The sequence below is a fragment of the Halopseudomonas sp. 4NH20-0008 genome (assembly GCF_057548395.1).
In genome coordinates this window covers 58,080-77,043 of sequence record NZ_BAAJMD010000016.1, presented here as the reverse complement: position 1 = coordinate 77,043, position 18,964 = coordinate 58,080, and the positions used below count along the sequence as shown (strand labels likewise).

General features: G+C 57.3%; 23 protein-coding genes. 15 read left to right on the top strand and 8 right to left on the bottom strand.

Features of this window, described 5'->3' with window-relative positions:
• Both AC27HQ_RS14975 and AC27HQ_RS14970 read left to right on the top strand, forming a co-directional pair.
• The coding region (locus AC27HQ_RS14975; RefSeq protein WP_487157001.1) for a hypothetical protein at nt 1-273 on the top strand (273 nt) is incomplete at its 5' end.
• On the top strand, nt 270-686 hold the full coding sequence (locus AC27HQ_RS14970; RefSeq protein WP_487157000.1) for a hypothetical protein: 417 nt from the start codon (nt 270-272) through the stop codon (nt 684-686). The genes AC27HQ_RS14975 and AC27HQ_RS14970, both read left to right, overlap by 4 nt.
• Before the next feature lie 86 nt (nt 687-772).
• On the opposite strand, the gene eat is transcribed toward AC27HQ_RS14970, so the two are convergent.
• The 3 genes from eat to AC27HQ_RS14955 form a co-directional block, all read right to left on the bottom strand.
• On the bottom strand, nt 773-2,176 hold the full coding sequence (gene eat, locus AC27HQ_RS14965) for an ethanolamine permease (RefSeq protein ID WP_487156999.1): 1,404 nt from the start codon (nt 2,174-2,176) through the stop codon (nt 773-775).
• 80 nt (nt 2,177-2,256) lie between these two features.
• Nucleotides 2,257-3,108, bottom strand: a complete 852-nt coding sequence (gene eutC, locus AC27HQ_RS14960) for an ethanolamine ammonia-lyase subunit EutC (protein WP_487156998.1) — start codon at nt 3,106-3,108, stop codon at nt 2,257-2,259.
• On the bottom strand, nt 3,105-4,511 hold the full coding sequence (locus tag AC27HQ_RS14955) for an ethanolamine ammonia-lyase subunit EutB (protein WP_487156997.1): 1,407 nt from the start codon (nt 4,509-4,511) through the stop codon (nt 3,105-3,107). Before AC27HQ_RS14955 ends, eutC begins: the two co-directional genes overlap by 4 nt.
• 209 nt (nt 4,512-4,720) lie before the next feature.
• On the opposite strand from AC27HQ_RS14955, the gene AC27HQ_RS14950 reads away from it, so the two are divergent.
• The 7 genes from AC27HQ_RS14950 (at nt 4,721) to AC27HQ_RS14920 (ending at nt 9,944) form a co-directional block, all read left to right on the top strand.
• Nucleotides 4,721-5,668 (top strand): helix-turn-helix domain-containing protein, encoded by a 948-nt coding sequence (locus AC27HQ_RS14950; RefSeq protein WP_487156996.1) that lies wholly within the window; start codon nt 4,721-4,723, stop codon nt 5,666-5,668.
• Between the two features lie 91 nt (nt 5,669-5,759).
• Nucleotides 5,760-6,365 (top strand): CDP-alcohol phosphatidyltransferase family protein, encoded by a 606-nt coding sequence (locus AC27HQ_RS14945; protein WP_487156995.1) that lies wholly within the window; start codon nt 5,760-5,762, stop codon nt 6,363-6,365.
• 162 nt (nt 6,366-6,527) lie between these two features.
• Nucleotides 6,528-7,679 (top strand): hypothetical protein, encoded by a 1,152-nt coding sequence (locus tag AC27HQ_RS14940; RefSeq protein ID WP_487156994.1) that lies wholly within the window; start codon nt 6,528-6,530, stop codon nt 7,677-7,679.
• A 10-nt stretch (nt 7,680-7,689) separates the two neighbouring features.
• Entirely contained in the window at nt 7,690-8,262 is a 573-nt protein-coding gene (locus tag AC27HQ_RS14935) for a LemA family protein (protein ID WP_487156993.1), read from the top strand.
• A gap of 94 nt (nt 8,263-8,356) precedes the next feature.
• Complete coding sequence (locus tag AC27HQ_RS14930) at nt 8,357-8,986, top strand: HD domain-containing protein (RefSeq protein WP_487156992.1); 630 nt, start codon at nt 8,357-8,359, stop codon at nt 8,984-8,986.
• A 125-nt stretch (nt 8,987-9,111) separates the two neighbouring features.
• Nucleotides 9,112-9,519, top strand: a complete 408-nt coding sequence (locus AC27HQ_RS14925) for a lysozyme inhibitor LprI family protein (RefSeq protein WP_487156991.1) — start codon at nt 9,112-9,114, stop codon at nt 9,517-9,519.
• 41 nt (nt 9,520-9,560) lie between these two features.
• Nucleotides 9,561-9,944 (top strand): DoxX-like family protein, encoded by a 384-nt coding sequence (locus AC27HQ_RS14920; RefSeq protein WP_487156990.1) that lies wholly within the window; start codon nt 9,561-9,563, stop codon nt 9,942-9,944.
• Between the two features lie 16 nt (nt 9,945-9,960).
• Here the strand turns inward: AC27HQ_RS14920 and AC27HQ_RS14915 are convergent, their stop codons facing one another.
• Nucleotides 9,961-10,908, bottom strand: coding sequence for a GGDEF domain-containing protein (locus tag AC27HQ_RS14915; RefSeq protein WP_487156989.1), 948 nt, complete (start codon nt 10,906-10,908; stop codon nt 9,961-9,963).
• Nucleotides 10,909-11,401: 493 nt separating this feature from the next.
• Here AC27HQ_RS14915 and AC27HQ_RS14910 point away from each other — a divergent pair, with 493 nt between their 5' ends.
• Genes AC27HQ_RS14910 through AC27HQ_RS14900 form a run of 3 tightly spaced genes read left to right on the top strand, consistent with a single transcriptional unit; the run spans nt 11,402 to nt 13,025 of the window.
• On the top strand, nt 11,402-11,761 hold the full coding sequence (locus AC27HQ_RS14910) for a DUF1304 domain-containing protein (RefSeq protein WP_487156988.1): 360 nt from the start codon (nt 11,402-11,404) through the stop codon (nt 11,759-11,761).
• A 31-nt stretch (nt 11,762-11,792) separates the two neighbouring features.
• Nucleotides 11,793-11,966, top strand: a complete 174-nt coding sequence (locus tag AC27HQ_RS14905; protein ID WP_487156987.1) for a hypothetical protein — start codon at nt 11,793-11,795, stop codon at nt 11,964-11,966.
• A 21-nt stretch (nt 11,967-11,987) separates the two neighbouring features.
• Nucleotides 11,988-13,025: a GGDEF domain-containing protein gene (locus AC27HQ_RS14900; RefSeq protein WP_487156986.1), complete on the top strand. Its 1,038-nt coding sequence runs from the start codon at nt 11,988-11,990 to the stop codon at nt 13,023-13,025.
• Between the two features lie 37 nt (nt 13,026-13,062).
• Here the strand turns inward: AC27HQ_RS14900 and AC27HQ_RS14895 are convergent, their stop codons facing one another.
• From AC27HQ_RS14895 to AC27HQ_RS14880, 4 genes are all read right to left on the bottom strand, one after another.
• Nucleotides 13,063-14,157: a 3-deoxy-7-phosphoheptulonate synthase gene (locus AC27HQ_RS14895; RefSeq protein WP_487156985.1), complete on the bottom strand. Its 1,095-nt coding sequence runs from the start codon at nt 14,155-14,157 to the stop codon at nt 13,063-13,065.
• Nucleotides 14,158-14,576: 419 nt separating this feature from the next.
• Nucleotides 14,577-15,947 (bottom strand): nucleotide 5'-monophosphate nucleosidase PpnN, encoded by a 1,371-nt coding sequence (gene ppnN / locus AC27HQ_RS14890; protein WP_487156984.1) that lies wholly within the window; start codon nt 15,945-15,947, stop codon nt 14,577-14,579.
• A 106-nt stretch (nt 15,948-16,053) separates the two neighbouring features.
• Entirely contained in the window at nt 16,054-16,734 is a 681-nt protein-coding gene (locus AC27HQ_RS14885; protein ID WP_487156983.1) for a TIGR04211 family SH3 domain-containing protein, read from the bottom strand.
• A 163-nt stretch (nt 16,735-16,897) separates the two neighbouring features.
• Nucleotides 16,898-17,170: a hypothetical protein gene (locus AC27HQ_RS14880; RefSeq protein WP_487156982.1), complete on the bottom strand. Its 273-nt coding sequence runs from the start codon at nt 17,168-17,170 to the stop codon at nt 16,898-16,900.
• A gap of 107 nt (nt 17,171-17,277) precedes the next feature.
• On the opposite strand from AC27HQ_RS14880, the gene AC27HQ_RS14875 reads away from it, so the two are divergent.
• The 3 genes from AC27HQ_RS14875 to AC27HQ_RS14865 all read left to right on the top strand — a co-directional run bounded on the left by AC27HQ_RS14875 (nt 17,278) and on the right by AC27HQ_RS14865 (nt 18,885).
• Nucleotides 17,278-17,892 (top strand): flavin reductase family protein, encoded by a 615-nt coding sequence (locus AC27HQ_RS14875; RefSeq protein WP_487156981.1) that lies wholly within the window; start codon nt 17,278-17,280, stop codon nt 17,890-17,892.
• 86 nt (nt 17,893-17,978) lie between these two features.
• Nucleotides 17,979-18,260, top strand: a complete 282-nt coding sequence (locus AC27HQ_RS14870) for a peptidylprolyl isomerase (protein ID WP_487156980.1) — start codon at nt 17,979-17,981, stop codon at nt 18,258-18,260.
• Nucleotides 18,261-18,285: 25 nt separating this feature from the next.
• Entirely contained in the window at nt 18,286-18,885 is a 600-nt protein-coding gene (locus AC27HQ_RS14865) for a glutathione S-transferase family protein (RefSeq protein ID WP_487156979.1), read from the top strand.
• Nucleotides 18,886-18,964: the final 79 nt, after the last annotated feature.

Here is an 18,964-nt window from a genome sequence, read left to right as displayed (position 1 = left end):
GGTTTCATTGACAGGGAAAAAACCGGGCTCTATCTAATGTATCGCTCCGCTGAGGTGGTCAAGCAGCGCGGCGGTGACCATTTCGTAATGTATCGCAGCATCAATCACGCTATCGTCGACCGCCCTGAAAGCAGCAGCTACATCTCAAGCGTTAATGGGAAACCTACTGCTAAAGTTTTCGTTCTTCAGGAGGATTCGCCGCGTGAAAACTCATTCTCAGCCAATGAGATCATTGCGAAATATACCGATGAAGTAAAAGGATCCAGACAATGAGACAACTCATCTTTGTCATTCTGGCCTTGGGAATTGCCGGCTGCCAAACCTATCAGAACTACGAATTTGTACCACAGGGCGCAACAGCCCAGATTGACCTTTCATTACTGCCTGATCCGTGGATATGTATCCATAACAGTCGCCTTAGTGTGAAATCACAAAAGAACGGACCGGTGACGATACCAGCAGGTTCACGTATTAGTGTGGGAAGCCAGTTTACTTGGCATGGCCACAACGTTGTCTACAGCTGCGATCCATCAATAAGCTTTATTCCCGTTGAAGGCGAATCGTACTTCGTGCATGGCGAAATAATAGCTGAAGCCTGTACTACGCAAGTTTTTGTGAAAACCGACAGGAACCGGGTGGGGCTCGACATGGTTCCGAGCATAGCTCGAGGTACCTGCAACCTCTGATATCCGCCACAAGTTCTAACAGCGCTAACGCAAAAATGGCTGCCCAACCTGCAGCCATTTTTGCATTCAGTATTAAAACCAACCCATTAGGCCGCCGTAACCAGCTCCGCCTCGGCTTCGGCCAGCATGGCAAACTCTTCATCCGCCGATTTGGCCACCAGGTGCTTGCGGCTATAACCGAAGTAGTACGCCGCGCCAATGGCAAACAACACCATGGTGTAGAAGAAGGCGCGCGGGTCAAAGGCGTACACACCGGTCAGGGCGACCAGTGACAGGACCAGTGCAATGCCCGAGGTAACGACACCGCCAGGGGTCTTGTAGGGTCGCACCAGCTCCGGCTGCTTGATCCGCAGCAGAATGTGACTGAGTGCCATCAGGGCATAGGATACCGTCGCGCCAACAACGGCCATCGCCAGCATCAGATCGCCCTCACCGCTCAACGAGGCCAGAAAGCCGAACACACCCGGAATGATCAACGCCCGCGCCGGCACCTTGAGCGCTGTGGTCAGTGACAGTGTCTTGGGCAGATAACCCGCGCGCGACAGGGCAAAGACCAGGCGGCTGTAGCCGTAGATGATCGAGAAGAAGGAGGCAACCAGACCCGCCAGACCCAGCACGTTAACCAGGGTCGCCAGGCTGCTGTTACCAGTGGCATTCAAGGCATCCACCAGCGGCACGGCGCTCTCGCCCATGGCCTTGGCACCCGCTGCGCCCGGTACAAGCACCACCACCAGGAGCGCGGTAAAGAGCAGAAAGATCATGGCACCGATGATGCCCTTGGGTACGTCCTTGCCCGGATCCTTGGCTTCTTCAGCAGCCAGCGGCACACCTTCTACCGCCAGAAACAGCCACATGGCAAAGGGCAGCGCCGCCCATACGCCATACCAGCCCAGCGGCAACATGGCGCTGGCACCGGTCGCCTCGGTGGCGGCGATATCGAACAGGTTGGCAACATCAAAGTGCATGACCAGCGCCACACCGGTTGCGACGATAGCAAACACCGCCAGACCACTGATAACCATCATTACCTTGAGCGCTTCACCGACACCGGCCAGGTGAATACCAACAAAGATCAGATAGAAAATGGCATAGACCCAGGGACCGTTGAAGCCGAGCAGGGACTCCACCGCAGCGCCAATAAAGATAACGATGGCCGCCGGTGCCAGTGCGTACTCGATCAGGACTGCCAGGCCGGTCATGAAGCCTCCGGTCGGACCCATGGCCTGACGGGCAAAGCTGTAACCGCCGCCCGCCGTGGGGATGGCCGCCGACATTTCTGCCAGCGACAGCACCAGGGTGAAATACATGAGTGCCATCAGCACCGCAGCGATGGCAAAGCCACCCCAGCCGGCTTCGGCAATACCGAAGTTCCAACCGGCAAAATCGCCGGATATGACATAGGAAACGCCAAGGCCCGCCAGCAGAATCCAGCCTGCGGTGCCGCGTTTGAGTTGCCGTTTCGCAAGGTACGCCTGATTGTCTGTCGACATGATTATTCCTCTACTTTTCTCGTTGAAAGTGACATCCGAATAAAGTGCTCAGTTGTTGTTATCTGTTGGCTGACGCCGACCTAATCGGCAATCAGAAAGTTTTTGCCGCCACCGTCCTGCGCTATCACCGGATCCTGGCTGCGATCCTTGAGCTTGACGCCGGACAGTTGCAGGCGGCGCGCTTCACGCAGTAGATAGAGCACGCGCTGGGCGGCCTCGGCATAGGCCAGGCCCGCCGGGCGCACGTTGGAGATGCAATTGCGCGCGGCGTCATTGAGGCCGGGCTTGGGATTCCAGGTCAGGTACAGACCCAGGCTGTCTGGTGAGCTGAGGCCGGGACGTTCGCCAATCAGCAGCAGGACCGCGCGGGCATTGATCAGCTCGCCAATGTCGTCGCCCACAGCTACCCGCCCCTGCTCGACGATCGTCAGTGGAGCAAGGGTCCAGGGCTGTTGTTCGCTGTCCAGCAGCGCCAGCAACTCGGTGACAAAGGGCGTTGCATTCTGCTGTATGGCCAGTGACGACAGACCATCGACGATGACGATGGCCAGATCGCTGCGGGTTGCCGGGGCGGTATCCGTCAGCGCCAGCAATTGCTGACGTGACGCCTCGTCCAGCTTGCGACCCAGATCAGGGCGCTGCAGATAGGTCATCCGGTCTGTGGCCTGACTGTGCAAACACAGCGGCGGAGCATCTGCTGGCAGGCTGTGCAAGGCTTGCAGCTCGCCACACAGAGCCGGTACATCGAGTGGAAAGTGCACCGCATCGCGGGCCTGGGCGTGGCTCAATTGAAAGGCCAGCAATTCGTTGGTTGGCAGGCTGATTCCAGCACGGCCCAGGCCAATGCGCGCATCGGTAAAGTCGCGCAGGCGGCGCCAGGGATTGTCTACCACCTTGCCGTTTTGCAGGTGCTGATGATCTGAGTCACTCATGGGCGACCTCCCGGCAGCGCCTTGAGTGAGCGGGCAAAAGCCTCGGGCAGACGCTCATGCAGTATGTGCTGATCGGCATCGCGCAGAATCTGCATGCGCACCAACCACTGCTCGAATTCCGGCGCCGGACGCGCGCCCAACACACGGCGCACATACAGGGCATCGTGAAAGGAGGTGGTCTGGTAATTGAGCATGATGTCATCCGAACCGGGTATGCCCATGACGAAGGAGCAACCGGCTACGCCCAGCAGTGTGAGCAGGTTGTCCATATCGTTCTGGTCAGCTTCGGCGTGGTTGGTGTAACAGACGTCGCAGCCCATGGGCAGACCCAGCAGCTTGCCGCAGAAGTGATCTTCCAGCCCGGCGCGGGTGATTTCCTTGCCATCGAACAGGTACTCCGGGCCGATAAACCCCACCACGGTATTGACCAGCAAGGGGCTGAACTTGCGCGCTACCGCATAGGCCCGCGCCTCGCAGGTCTGCTGGTCCAGCCCGTGATGGGCATTGGCCGACAGTGCACTGCCCTGCCCGGTCTCGAAGTACATGACGTTACTGCCAACACTGCCGCGCTTGAGGCTCAACGCCGCCTGCTGCGCCTCGGCCAGGGTGTTGAGGTTGAAGCCAAAGCTGCTGTTGGTTGCCTCTGTACCGCCAATCGACTGGAACACCAGATCCACCGGCGCGCCGGCTTCTATGCACTCGATGGTATTGGTCACATGGGTCAGCACGCAGGACTGGGTGGGGATCTGGTACTTGTCGATCACCTCGCCCATCAGCTGCATCAGCTTGATCGCCTGGGCCACGTTGTCAGTGGCTGGGTTGATGCCGATCACGGCATCGCCACTGCCATACAGCAGGCCGTCGAGAATACTGGCGGCAATGCCGTTCACATCATCCGTTGGGTGATTGGGTTGCAAGCGCGTCGACAGCCGTCCCGGCAGACCGATGGTGCTGCGAAAGGCGGTGGTCACCTGGCATTTTTTCGCGACCAGAATCAGATCCTGATTGCGCATGATCTTGCTCACCGCCGCCGCCATTTCCGGGGTAATACCGGCGCGCACGGAACACAGCACCTCGCTGCTGGCGTGGTCACTCAACAGCCAGTTGCGAAAATCGCCCACGGTCAGGTGAGCAATCGGCGTAAAGGCGGCAGCATCATGCTCATCCATGATCAGCCGAGTAATCTCGTCCTGCTCATAGGGCACCAAGGCTTCGTTCAGAAAGGTCTTGAGCGGCACATCAGCGAGGGTCATCTGCGCCACGGCGCGTTCCTCCGCCGACAGGGCAATGACCCCGGCCAGACGATCCCCGGCACGTTGAGGTGTGGCCTTGGCCAGCAACTCGGCCAGGTCCCGGAATTGGTAGGTTCGACTACCCAGCGTGTAGCGGTATATATGACTCATGGCATGGTCTCAGGCATGGATCTTGCTGCTAAAATGCGACAACGTCGCTAAAAGTCTGCAATTGATGACAACACTTGGTGCGACTTTCGTTCCAGCCCAGTATCAAGTTTTGGCAAATCGAATTTCTTTAACCAATTCAGTGCCTTGAAAGCACGCCAAAGCACTGGGCGCAGAATTTACCAGCAGATCAGGACCAGAGACGCACAGCCATGCAACCCACTACACCGCCTGACGCACCAGCAAGGAGCACCAGCGAGGCGCAGGATGCCGATGAGCACGCTCACAATCTGACCAATTGGCAGCAGGAATACGACCAGTTGGGCGGCGGGCGTTTTTATGGGCGGATTGACGAGATCAGCCTGGATGGCTTTCAGTTGTTCAAGGAGCACACCAATCGCTCGCTACGCCAGCAATGCACGGTCTGGAAGGATTCAGTCTGGCTTGGCATACCCGCGCAATCCGCTGACTGCCGCATCAACGGCCTGTCGGTCGACGGTAATCAATTGATGTGCCGCCCCGGCGACCGCGACTTTGAATTGATGACTCCGGATGCATTCGATATCTACGGCATCGTAGTGAAGGCCGACAGGCTTCTGAGCGCCGCTGAACGTGAAGGCCGCACGCTGGACCTGGCCAGACTGGAGCAGGCCGAGCGCCTGACCATTGGCCAGCTGCATATGGATCAACTGCGCTACCTGCTGGAACACATCATTGTTCATGGCGCCAATGGCCTGAATCCGCTGTTGCAACAGGACCTGATCAGCAACGCCCTGCTTGCCCTGATCAGCGAGGACACCACCAGCAGCGAAACAGCACCCAGCTTTGCCCATCGCAAACAGGTGGTCGACAAGGTCAAAGCCTATCTCAGCGCCCATCCGGATGCGGTTGTCAGCATGACCGAACTCTGCGAACTGGCCCATGTCAGCCGCCGTACATTGCAATACAGTTTTGAAAGCATCCTCGGCATCAGTCCGTTGAAGTTTCTGCGTACCGCTCGTCTGAACCAGGTGCGCCGCGCCCTGAGCGCACCGCAGCAGGACATACCGATTGCCGTCATTGCTGCCAACTGGGGGTTCTGGCATCCGGGACAATTTGCCCGGGATTACAAGGCACTGTTCGGCGAGAACCCCTCGGAGACCCTGGGGCGCTTCAGATAAGCTGCCAGCTCGTCAGCATCAGATTCTTCTGCACAACCGCCACGCGCACAGTATGCTGTGCACTGCTCCTCCACCATGGAAGGTAATGCACATGTCGATTTATGAATTAAAACCCCGTTTTCAGGCCTTGCTGCGCCCCCTGGTTGGCACGTTGTATGCCCGCAAGGTGACGGCCAATCAGGTCACCCTGACCGCCTGCGGTATCTCTGTGCTGCTGGGCCTGGCGCTGTATCTGTTGCAGGCGTCACCGGGCTGGTTTGTATTGATCCCGTTATGGATGTTTCTGCGCATGGCCTTCAATGCTATTGACGGCATGCTGGCGCGCGAGTTTGGCCAGCAATCGGCACTGGGCGCCTTTCTCAATGAACTGACCGATGTGATCTCGGATGCAGCTCTATTCCTGCCCTTTGTCCTGCTGGCACCCTTCTCCGGCTTTTGGATAGGTGTGGTGATTGTGCTGGCCAGTGTCAGTGAGTTTGCCGGCGCACTGGGGCCAAGTGTTGGCGCATCACGGCGCTATGATGGCCCGCTGGGCAAGAGTGACCGCGCCTTTGTATTTGGCCTGCTGGGCTTTATCGCGGCCTTCTGGAGCCTGCCGGACTGGGCCGGCTATCTGCTGCCGCTGCTGGCCTTGCTGCTGGTACTGACCATAGTCAACCGGGTACGTCGCGCGCTGGCGGAGCTGCAGCCGGGCTGATCCCGGCCCCCTCCCGGTTGATAGCAAAAAGGAATCAGGTCACAAATCGGCCAAGCGGGTTTGACTTGCCATGCCTCGGGTGGTCAACTCCACAGCGCTTATGGATGCGCTGCCCCGCTATTAATGGAGTCTGGTGTTTCAAGGATGAATATCACAGGAATAATGACGGCCTGGCTTCCCGGCGTGTCTGCGCAACGCCAACACAATGCCAGGTTGCTGGACCGGCTCAAACAGGCCCATCTAAGCCTGAGTGATGCCCGCTGCGCGGACGATATTCTTTCAATCGTCCGCCTGTTTCTGGACTTTGAATCACCCGTGAGATTCAAGAAGACCAATGCTTACCTGAGTATCGCATTGGGCGTGGCGCTGTTCCTGGGTCTGGTGGGGCATGGGCTGTTCAGTATCCTGGCGCTTTTTGGCTGGCTGCAGCCTTCCATTGCCGCTGCTCTGACCCCGGTTAACACCTTACTGGCGCTGGTTGGCATCGCTATTATATTTACCAATTACGAACAACTGAAAAAGCGCAAACGGGTTATAGAAACCCTCTCCGATAGCCTGAAAACCAAGTACGCCTACTTCTCCCTTGGGCTGCATGACTGCCCGGTGGAGGATGATTTCGAGCTTTTGGCCCGGTCATTCAAGGAATTTCGGCGTGACCGGTTACTGCGCTGGACACGACGCAAAGTCACCGGACACTATCAGGGCGATACCCACGCCTTTGCATTCACCTACTACCAGTACAAGTTCATCATCAGGGAATCTCGGCCAGGCAGAAAGCGCGATGTTGATGTTATCTACACGCGTTGTGCCCTGGTGGTTGATTTCCCCTGTGTCAGCGACGTGATGGTCTTGGCAGAATCACGCGGCAGAGGCGGATTCGAGAAGCGCATCGAAATTAAACTGTTCTCAACTGAACCAGATTCGGATTTGAGTAATCAGCAGCACATTGAAGACTATGAACAGTTCGAGACCAGTTCATCGGACTTCAACCGGCGCTTTAGAGTCAGAGGGAAATCCAAGATCCATTGCGCGCGCTTCGTCAAACCCATCACGCTTCTGACACTGATGGACATCAAGCATTTCAATCACATGAATATTGAGCTGGCCGGCCAGCGCCTGTGCCTGAGCTTTGATAGCCCGAACGGCCTGACGTTTACCAGCACCGGGACACTGCACAATCCGCAGGATCTCCTGGACGATATGCAGCAAGGTTACAGCATGCCGATTCTTGATCGCAGCCTGCTACTGATCCACACCCTTGCGACCCAACACGACGACAACTTCTCAACCATCACCGCCGCTCAGCCGGCCTAAGAGGCAGCCCATGGACATTCTTGCTGGGATCATTTTTGTTCTTATCATTGTTGGCGGCATTGTTGTCATCTCCACCTACAACGGCATCATTGCCAATGCCAACGGCGCCCAACGCGCCTGGGCTGACGTGTTGGGTTATGAGCGACAAAAGACCCGCACCCTTGAGGGGCTTAGCGAACAGGCCGACAGTTTCAAGGAACATGAGCAGCAACTGCTGGCGGAGCTGACCAGCCTGCGCGAGTCCGTCGCACAGCTGCCCTCGACGCCCAACGGCGATGCCTTGAAACCGGTTGAAATTGCCTCACAAAAGATCTTTGATCGGGTCAAGCTGGCAGTAGAGGCCTATCCCGACCTGGGTTCATCCACCATCGTGGCGGGCTTGATGAAGGAAATCGCCGAACAGCAGGCCAACGTTGGCGCGGCCATCAGCGTCTTCAACGGAGAGGTCGAGCGCTTCAACAACAGCATCCAATTCTTTATCGGCGCGCAGATCAATAACATGCTGTTGCACCATCAACGGATCATCCCGTTCAGCGACAGCCAGTCATCCAGCAGCTTTGAGTACCAACCCAACTTTTCGTAGGGGTGGTCCGTCGATACTTCGAAGCGGAGCCTGAATGGCACCAGTGAATGACCCGGACTTACAAGGGTAATGGCGGACCGGAACAGGACAAGTAATGAACCACGACGCAATAGCAGACCTCGATAGATGGCGAAGGCTGATGAACCTCTGGGGCTTCAGCAGCAACCAGACCACCTTCGACGCCCTGCTCGCCAGTTACACTGAAAAAGGCCGGCATTACCATGGCCTGGCGCATATCAGCGCCTGCCTGCGGCATCTTGACGGCTGCGCAAGCCAACTTGAGGAACCGCGTGAGGTCGAGCTGGCGCTCTGGCTCCATGACGCCATTTACCAGCCGCTGCAGGGCGGCAATGAACGCAAGAGTGCCGATTGGGCGGTGGCCTTCCTGCGAGAAAATCGCGCCTCGCAGGCACAGATTGACCGGGTTGAACGGCTGATCATGGTCACCGAACACAATGCGCCGACACAGAGCCGGGACGAGTCGCTGCTGGTCGATATAGACCTGGCGATACTTGGCGCTGAACCGGCAATTTATGCTCAGTTTGAACGCGATATCCGCAGTGAATACCAGCTCGTGCCGCAGTTCATCTACCGGAAGAAAAGAGCCGAGTTACTGCAGGGCTTTCTCGACCGCCCACAGCTATTTCATAATGCGCCTTTCCGGGATAGGGAGCAGCAGGCCAGGGCCAACTTGTCGCGGACTATCGCCGACCTGACTGAATAGCAGCATATAGATGTCGTGCCCGACAACAGGCACGCATAAAGGGGTCAGAGGAAAGCCGATCTCCTTACAGGCCTGTTTTCAAGGACAACCCATATTGCAGACCGGCTCTGCATCAAGGACAGCACATGCGATACATGGCACTGGCAATTCTGAGTCTCTGCTCAACGGCAACCCTGGCTGACCCCGTGGTTGATGAACTGTCTGAGCGCAGTCAGATCCCCGTCAGTGAGCTGACCAGCTTGCTGAGCGACTGCGACAAAACCCAGTTAAACATCAATATATGCGCCTATCGCGACTTTATCGCTGCTGACTTGCAACTTGAGGAACAGCTCGCCGCGCTGCCGGCATCCTGCGCAGGCAGCGTCCGTGATCAGCAGTCAGAGTGGGAGCAAACGCGTGATGCGAGCTGTAACCAGGCCGCAGACGATGAAGCATTGGGCGGCTCCATGCGACCCATGGTCTTCTCCTTCTGCCGAACGCAAGCCACCGCGGAACGCATGGACGCAATCACAGCTCAGTGCGAAAGAAAATGACGTGACCCAAATTCAGTCACAGCACCGATGGAGAAGCTGATTTGGCATTGTCCCAGATAACCCGCTACGTCATAGGTTTAACCTGGATTTATCACGGGCTTTTCCCAAAGCTCCTGCAGATCGCGCCTCTGGAGCAGGCCATGACCGGCAGTTTGGGCTTCTCGGAGGAGGTAACCTATGTGTTGATAAAAGCAGCAGGTATCGGTGAGATTCTGTTTGGCATTCTGTTTATCTGCTTGTATCGGGTAAAAGCGATAGTGCTGCTGAACATCATGGGTTTGGCAGGTCTGATGGTGTTTGCCGCGGTGATGACGCCCTTTGTCCTGATGGAGGCTTTCAATCCCGTCACAACCAATGTGCCGTTGCTGGTATTGAGTCTGTACTTACTTAAAGACGTTACCCCCAATTCAGTCCAGTCCAACTGATGGAGACAGCGCTCAATCACTCCGCGCTGCTGGCAATGACCCTGTTACGTCCTTGTTCCTTGGCCCGATAAAGCTGGCGGTCAACCGCTTCGATAAAGGCAACAGAGCGAATCTCACGTCCGGGGATGAGGGTGCCTACCCCCATGCTGATAGTCACCACCGCGGCCACATCCGAACAGGGGTGAGGTATCTGCTCCCTGAAAATCAATTGCCTGCAGCGCTCGGCCAGTTTCAGTGCCGCTGCAGCATCGGTTTCCGGTAGCACCAGCACAAACTCCTCCCCGCCAAAGCGCGCAAAAAAATCTCGCGATCGCGTGGCGGCCCGGCTCAGAATGCCAGCCACTCGCCTGAGACAGTCATCACCCTGAATATGACCGAAGTGGTCGTTGTATTGCTTGAAGTAGTCGATATCAAACATGATCATCGACAAAGGCTGATGATTGCGGGCGGCCTTGACCCACTCCTCTTCCAGCACCATATCAAACATCCGCCGGTTGGCCACGCCGGTCAACCCGTCCTTGAATGACAACTCCTCAAGCTCTTTCTGCAGGCTGATGAGCCTGTCTTCTATCTGCTTGCGCTCGCTGATATCGAACATGAAGCCCACCAGGCTATCGACTTCGCCCTCGGGTGTGCGCACTACATGTACGACATCGCGTATCCACACATAATTGCCCTGGCTGGTCAGCGCACGATAGTCGGCCTCATGATCAAGGCCGCTCTGGGATTGGCTGATGCAATAGTTGACGATCCAGTCGCGGTCATCGGGATGCATTCGCTCGGCCCAGTCATCAACCGATACCCAACTGGCCTGCTGCCAACCGAGCAGTTGTTCGATCTGCGGCCCGATATAGACAAACTGTTTGCTAGTCCAATCAATCTTCCAGGGTATCGCCTTGGTGGACTCCAGCAGCGTCTTGTAGACGGCATCGGTGGGGTGTACGGCTTTGTCGGCTTCATTCATCGCATTACTTCCTGCAGGGAAAGTACAGCTGATCAAAGTGTGGACCAAAGCCGCTCAGCGCGAAAGGCTGTTATTGAAATCAGTACCGGGACTTTCAATTTCCAACTCGACCAGCAACGCTACCCCACAGCACTATGGCCGAGGTGGAACTCGGCCAATCCAAGGGACCAATCACATCACCTCCGGGTACATCCCTGGGAGGGTCGAGTTCCATCTCGACCAATGGGCTCGCCAGACAGTATGGCGACGGAAGTAAAACTCTTCTTTTTTCCCGGGTCAGGCCGATCCGGGTTGGTGGGTATTGAGCACCTTGAAGCATCTGAGGCTGGTCTGGTCAATAAAGTTGCCGGGGGATCTGGCCGATCGCCCCGAGCTGGTAGCGCTGAGCCAGCCTCCCATGCAAGCCGACGCACAAAGCTAGTGGTCCGTCTTCGCAAAGGCCGCATCTGCTGCTAGGCTCAAGCACTTCCTTCTTCCTTGCAGGTTACTGAACATGTCAATGGCGGCTAATAGTCTGGTTTTACTGGTGGCCTTGCTGCATGGCTATTTTCTGGTTCTGGAAATGTTTATGTGGACCAAGCCCACTGGCTTGAGGGTATTTGGCAACACCCCGGAACAGGCCGAGGCAACCAAGGTGTTGGCGGCCAACCAGGGGTTATATAACGGCTTTCTCTCGGCCGGTCTGCTCTGGGGGCTGTTCCAGGGTGCGGCTGGCTATGACATCAAGGTGTTCTTTCTACTCTGCGTGATTGTTGCCGGGGTTTACGGCGCTGCCACCGCCAGTCGCAAGATTCTGTTTGTTCAGGCTGTTCCAGGACTGATTGCGCTGATACTGGTTATATTGGCTGCATAGCCTGGCTTGGACAGGTTCGAAAGACTGGCATATGCTGATTGCAGATAACAAGAAATCAGCTGCAGTGGCGCTGGACGCCGATCAAGCTGAACCGATAGACCCAGAAGGAAGCCTCTCAAGATTGCAATATGAGACCATCAGACTTCATGGTTGCACCCATCGTCCCGCAGCAGCTGTTCCCCGGCATGCCCTGCATGCAGCCTGACTCTGCGGTTGCAACAGGCTGATGGCTGATCTGAACTTTGGCAGCACGCCGGACGAAATTGAAAACCAACGTAAACGCTTGCTGCTTTACGCCTCTGCTGGCCTAGGCAGCGTCTATCTTGGCACGTTCTGCCTGGTATCCTTTTTTCAAGGCCGCACACTGCTGTCATTGATGCTGTTGATCTTTCTCAGCATTGTATTGGTGTGCGCCTACCTTGCCCGCGTCCTGGCACAGGTACAGCCAGTCTGTCTGTTTCTTGGATTGGTACTGTTTTTCCTGTCCAGTTATCTATTACTGGGTGGGGGTGCCAACGGTACCGGCGCCTATTGGTCCTATGCCGTTACCATGTTGATGGTACTGCTGGTCGGACCCAAGATTGGCTTGGCCTATATGACCTTGTATCTACTGGTCAACAGCCTGGCACTCTACAGTTCTCTCCCCTTTGTCTATGACTACTCAGAGCTGAGCATCTCGCGCATCATCTCCACCTCGGTCACGCTCTACACCCTGATTCTGGCCAGCGAATGGATACGCGTTGGCTCCTATAGCGCCATTTCATCTGCCTCGGAATCGCACCGGGCACAGGCCAATACCGACCCCTTGACGCACATTCTCAATCGTCTCGGCGTACAAAGCCGACTCAAGTCGCGGAAACTTGATACCCACTGCGCCGTCGTCGTTCTCGATGTCGACAATTTCAAGGACATCAACGACCGCCACGGTCATGATTTTGGTGACCGGGTATTGGTCAAGCTGGCCGAGACATTGAAAAAACACACCAAGGGCGGTGACATTGTCGGGCGCTGGGGTGGCGAAGAGTTTCTGGTGCTGCTTTATGACACCTCGGTTGACTCAGCTGCCGATCTTATTCGCAGGATCAAGGACAGCTTTGTCAGAGAAGCACTGAGCAATAGCGGAGCCCGCGTGCCTGTGACCTTCAGTGCCGGTATCGCCACCCTCAACAAGGTCGAGGACTTTGAAGCCGCCATCAAGCAGGCGGACACGCGCTTATATCTGGCCAAGGAACAGGGCAGAAATCGCGTTATCGCCGACGATTGATCCTCTGCCCGTTCGGCTCAATTCAGACCCGAGTCCCTCAGCAAGCCTCAACTTCCTCGGCTTGCTTGGCGCTGACTGCTTTGGCAAGGCGGTTGGCGGCATCCTGCAGCGCTTGCGCAGTAGCACTCCAACCAAGACAGGCGTCGGTAACTGATACGCCGTATTGCAATGCTGCACCCAGGGGCTGGCAACCATCAAACAGATGTCCCTCCAGCATCACGCCGCGCAGACTGCTGTCACCGGCCAGGCGCTGTGCTACTACCGAGGCCAGCACCTCGGGCTGCCTTGACGGATCCTTGCCACTGTTGGCATGACTGCAGTCGACAATCAGCGTTGGCGCAATACCCTGCTTATGCAGAACCGCACGGGCAGCGGCGACGGCTTCCGGCTGGTAGTTCGGTCCGGCATGCCCGCCGCGCAATACCAGATGGGTATCCGGGTTGCCGTGGGTATGGATCAGTGCCGGCTGGCCGTGATCATTCACGCCAAAGTGCTGGTGTGGATGGGCCGCCGAACGCATGGCATCACAGGCGATGCTCAAGCTGCCATCGGTACCATTCTTGAAGCCGACCGGCAGATCAAGGCCACTGACCATTTCCCGGTGAATCTGCGACTCACTGGTGCGCGCGCCGATAGCCGCCCAGCTGAGCAGATCGTCGAGGTAGCCAGCGGCCAAGGGCTGCAGCAACTCGGTCGCCAGTGGCAAGCCAAGCTCGACAATGTCCAGCAGCAGTTGCCGTGACATCGCCAGGCCGTCAGCCATATTGCTGCTTCCATCCAGCAACGGGTCATACAACAGGCCCTTCCAGCCGACCGTGGTTCGGGGTTTTTCCACGTAGGCGCGCATCACCAGCAACAGATGTTCTCCCACCTGTTTGTTCAATTGAACAAGTCGCTCGGCGTACTCAAGGGCTGCATCACGGTCATGCAGGGAACAGGGGCCGACCACCACCAGCAGACGGGGGTCGTCGCCATTCAGGATGGCGCGAATCTCATTACGCTGACGGGCAATCTGCTGACTCAGCGCATGACTGAGCGGCAGCCGCTGCCGCAACTGGGCGGGCGTCGGCAGGACAGCGCTGCGGCGACGCTGATTGTCGTGGCTGTTAAGCGCAGTGACGCTGGCATTCATGATCTGTGTTCCTGTGTTGAGCTGTTGGTATCGGTGTTCGGGTCAGATGACTGTCAGTACGGAACCGCCAGTCATGGTCATAGGCCGCGCAATAAGCTGTGTCGTCGTTCATGCTGGCAATCCTCGTTGGTAAAAATAAGCCAATAAAAAACCCCGGGCGGGTTACCGACCGGGGTTCTGAGAACGTTGTGGTGGCGACCCTTTGCACGGGCGCCTGTTGGGGTATCAGGCGCGTGAGCGACTAAACCAATACCCAAAATAAACAGCCTGGCTGACCGCTGCGCACGGCGCCACACCACCGCTACGGCGCAGGGCGCTGCAGTTGCTTGATGCTGACGAATGCACGTTTGCGGACATGTGGCTCTCCATTAATCTGTCCCGACTCTAGCCCATTGAAGCGGGGTCGGCAACCCCCAGCCTCAGCTGACAACTCGATAACAGGGCACGTAGGCCGTGCCACTGGGCAACTTCATGCGATGCTGCGCAACAAAGGCCTGCAGCAATTCATCCAGTGGTTGCATGATGGCTGCCTCGCCACGGATTTCGTATGGACCATGCTCCTCGATACGCCGTATGCCCTTGTCCTTGACGTTCCCGGCGACTATGCCGGAGAACGCCCGGCGCAAGTTGGCAGCCAGTTCATGGGGTGGCAGTGAGCGACTGAGCACCAACTCGGCCATGGCTTCGTGGGTCGGATCAAAGGGGTGCTGCAGACTTTCTTCGATCTTCAGCAGCCAGTTGAAATGGAAGGCATCGTTGCGCTCGCGGCGAAACTGGGCAACGGCTTTCAAGCCCTGCGCCATCTCCCGCGCCACCGCTGCCGGATCATCGATGATCATGCGATACAGACTGTGCGCCTGCGGCCCCAGCGTAGCACCGACAAAGTCGTGCAACTGGCGCAGATAGAGCTCGGCGCTGGCCGGGCCAGTGAGCACCACCGGGAAAGGCACGCCCGCATTCTGCGGGTGCATGAGGATGCCCAACAGATAAAGAAACTCTTCAGCCGTGCCGACGCCACCGGGAAAGACGATGATGCCATGACCAACACGCACAAAGGCTTCCAGGCGCTTTTCGATATCCGGCAGAATGACCAGTTCATTGACAATCGGGTTAGGTGCTTCGGCGGCAATGATGCCCGGCTCGGTCAGCCCCAGATAGCGACCATTGAGGATACGCTGCTTGGCATGCGCGATGGTCGCGCCCTTCATCGGTCCCTTCATCACACCAGGGCCACAACCGGTGCAGATATCAAGATGCCGCAACCCAAGCTCATGACCGACTTTCTTGCAGTATTTGTACTCTTCACCGCTGACCGAGTGACCACCCCAGCACACCACCATGCTGGGCTCGACGCCCGGGCGCAGGGTGCGGGCATTGCGCAGCAGCTGGAAGACGTATTCGGTTATGCCCTGGGAACTGTCCAGGTTGATGCGCGGGCGGCCCGCCTCACTCTCGGTATAGACAATATCGCGCAGTGCGCTGAACAGCATCTCGCGTGTGCTGGCAATCATCTCGCCATCAACAAAGGCATCAGCCGGGGCATTGATCAATTCCAGACGGACACCGCGATCCTGTTGATGGATACGCACCTCAAAGTCCTCATAGGCCTCGAGTATGGTTTTCGCGTTGTCGCTCTGGGCGCCCGTATTGAGAATGGCCAGGGCACATTGACGAAACAGGGTGTAGGTGCTGCCGGAGCCCGCTTCACTCAGTTGTTGTACTTCCAGTTGCGAGAGGGTTTCCAGACTGCCCTTGGGGCTGACGGTGGCATTGATGCGGTTTCGTTGCATACGCAATTCCGGATGATGGACAAGGTCACCATCTTAGCAGTCTTGGGGGTGTCGTGTTGTGACAGCGGCAGACGGCTCAGCCCGGATCCAGACTGAGCCGGGGCAATCAAACCCAACCGTCGTTACGCTTGCGGCGCTTGAACATGGCCGGCAGGATCAGGCCAAAGATCAACCCGCCCCCGGCAATCATGCTGCCATAGACCATGTACTGCATCAGCGCCTGCTGATTTTCCTGGCCCAGGCGTGACTGGGTTGAGCGCAGCTCGGATTGCACCGCCGTCAGCTCCTGGTTCAACGCCGTACGGGTCGTCTCCAGCTCCTCGATCAAGAGTTTGCGCGAATCCAGGGTTTCCTGCATGCCCTGCACCCTTGTTTGCCAGGTCTCATTGATCTCGGCCAGCTCGGCTGACAGGTCCGCTACCTGTTGCTCCAGTTGCGGCAAACGCTCTGCCTGACCAGGCATGGTCTGCAGATCATCACTGGGTATCCAGACCACGCTGCCACTGTCGGAACGCACCTGACTGTAATTGCCCTGGCTGCCCAGCAGTTCGACACGCTGGCCTGAGCGCAAGGCACCGACAATCCGGTGCCCGTCCGTTGGACCGCTGCGCACGTAGGTATTGAGGGTATCGCTGACCCAGCGGGCGTTATCACCAGATTGAGCGCTGACGGTGGTCGGCAGCGAGGCGGTTATCAACAGAAACAGACTCAACAGACAGCGACGGCTGCGGACTGGAAGGCTCGTTGACGGGGCGGCGAACAGGCCGAGGGAGAAGGTAAATGACATGGCTACGACACACTTTGACGGTTGAAAGGGAACCACACACTAAGTGTGTGAATGCCGGACTATACCGACCACTGACCAATCAGGGGTCGGCAAGTTCAGCAAAAGTGCCTATCAATCGCCCAGTTTGCGGGCTGGTTCTCAGACCCGCCGGCCCGCTAACGGCTCATTCGCCCGACTGCAGCCGGGCATAGCCACTGCGCGTCAGCAACACCAGGTTGACCGTGGTGGCATAGATCTGTCCGCTGGATTTAAGCTCAGCAATCAACTCGGCGTGCTCCACCGCCGGCAGGTAGTAATAATCCAGATCCTCCTGCAGGCGCGCTTGACGCGCCTTGAACAACTTGAACACGCTGCCCTTGGTCAGTCCGTTCAAGCTGTCCAGCTGGCGAAAACTCAGGGTATCGAGATCCGCATAGCGGATCGGTTGGATGGACATGGGCATGGGCTCCGATAGCATGGACCATAATCAGGCTGTCAGAGTCATTCGCCTGATCAGCCCGATGGGTAAAGATGCAACACAGCTTATCAAACAGGAAAACAGCCATGGGTGACGCATCCTACTACTACGAACCGGCAAAGGGCCACGGCCTGCCTCATGATCCCTTTAACGCCATCGTCGGCCCCCGGCCAATAGGCTGGATTGGTTCACGCAGTGCAGCGGGCGTTCTCAACCTGGCGCCCTACAGTTTTTTCAACGCCTTCAACTATGTGCCGCCGATCATTGGTTTTGCCAGTGTCGGGCGCAAGGACAGCCTCAACAATATAGAAGAAACCGGCGAGTTCAGCTGGAGTCTGGCGACCCGTCCGTTGGTCGAAGCCATGAACCAGAGTTGCGCCGCGGTGGCACCGGATGTCGACGAATTTCAGCTTAGCGGCCTGTCACCTGAACCCTCAAGGTTGATCGGCGTGCCACGCGTCCAGCAAAGCCCGGTGTCCTTTGAGTGCAAGCTGACCCAGATACTGCAACTGCAGAGCGCTGCTGGGCAAAACGTGCCCACCTGGATGATCTTTGGTGAGGTGATCGCCGTGCATATCGCCGAGCATCTGTTGAAAGACGGCATCTATAACACCGCTGCCGCCCACCCGGTACTGCGTGGTGGTGGCGCAGCGGATTATTTCGAGCTGGGTGAGCACTTCAAGCTTTATCGTCCGAGTTGAAACAGACCGAATGCATCGCTGCGCCGACCTTTCAGGGAGCGCGGCTTTGCGCTACCCTCTGCGACCTAACCTACAGGAGCATGATCATGCCTAAAGCTACAGCCCGTCACATTCTGGTTCCGACCGAAGCCAAGTGCATCGAACTGAAAACCGCCATCGAAGGCGGTGCCGATTTCGCCCAACTGGCCCGCGACAACTCCACCTGCCCATCCGGCCGCAGTGGTGGTGATCTGGGCTCCTTCGGTCCAGGTCAGATGGTCAAGGAATTTGATACCGTGGTGTTCAGCGCCCCGGTCAATCAGGTTCAGGGCCCGGTGAAAACCCAGTTCGGTTACCACCTGCTGGAAGTGACCAGCCGCCAGGATTGATCACATCAACGGCCGGAACAGCGCCATGAAACTGCATCTGAACAAGACCTCGCCCTACGCCCGCGTAGCGCGCATCACGGCACTTGAGCTCGGCCTGGATAACCAGTTGACGCTGTGCTGGAGCGATCCCTGGACAGATGAGCCGGCGCTGGTTGCGGTTAATCCGGCCAGCCGCGTGCCTACCCTGATCACCGATCAGGGCATGGCCATCAGTGAGTCGCTGTTGATTGCACAATACCTGGACAGCCATGATGGTCAGGGCCGCCTGCTACCGGCCAGCAACCTGGCGGAAGTACTGCACAGGGCCGGGCTAGGACAGGGCTTGATTGACGCAGCATTCAATACTGTTATTGCACGCAAGTATCTGGGCGAGGATGCCGACGAGACCGTGCTCGGCCAACGCCGACTACGGGCGATTATTCGCAGCCTCTCAACCCTGGAACGTATGTTCGGCAGCTCTACGGCTACAAGGATCGATCTGGGCGACATCGTCATTGGTGTGGCCCTGGCCTATCTGGACTTTCGCTTGGCAGAGATTGACTGGCAGGCCACCTGCCCTGCCCTTGTTGACTATCAGGCGCGCTTGCTTGAGCGCGACAGTTTTATCCAGACCGGTTTCAACTGAGCAGACCAGCGGCAAAGGTCAGGCCTTACCAGCAGGCCTGTTTTGCCGCTATACTCGCGCCCCGATTCGATTCCTTGAG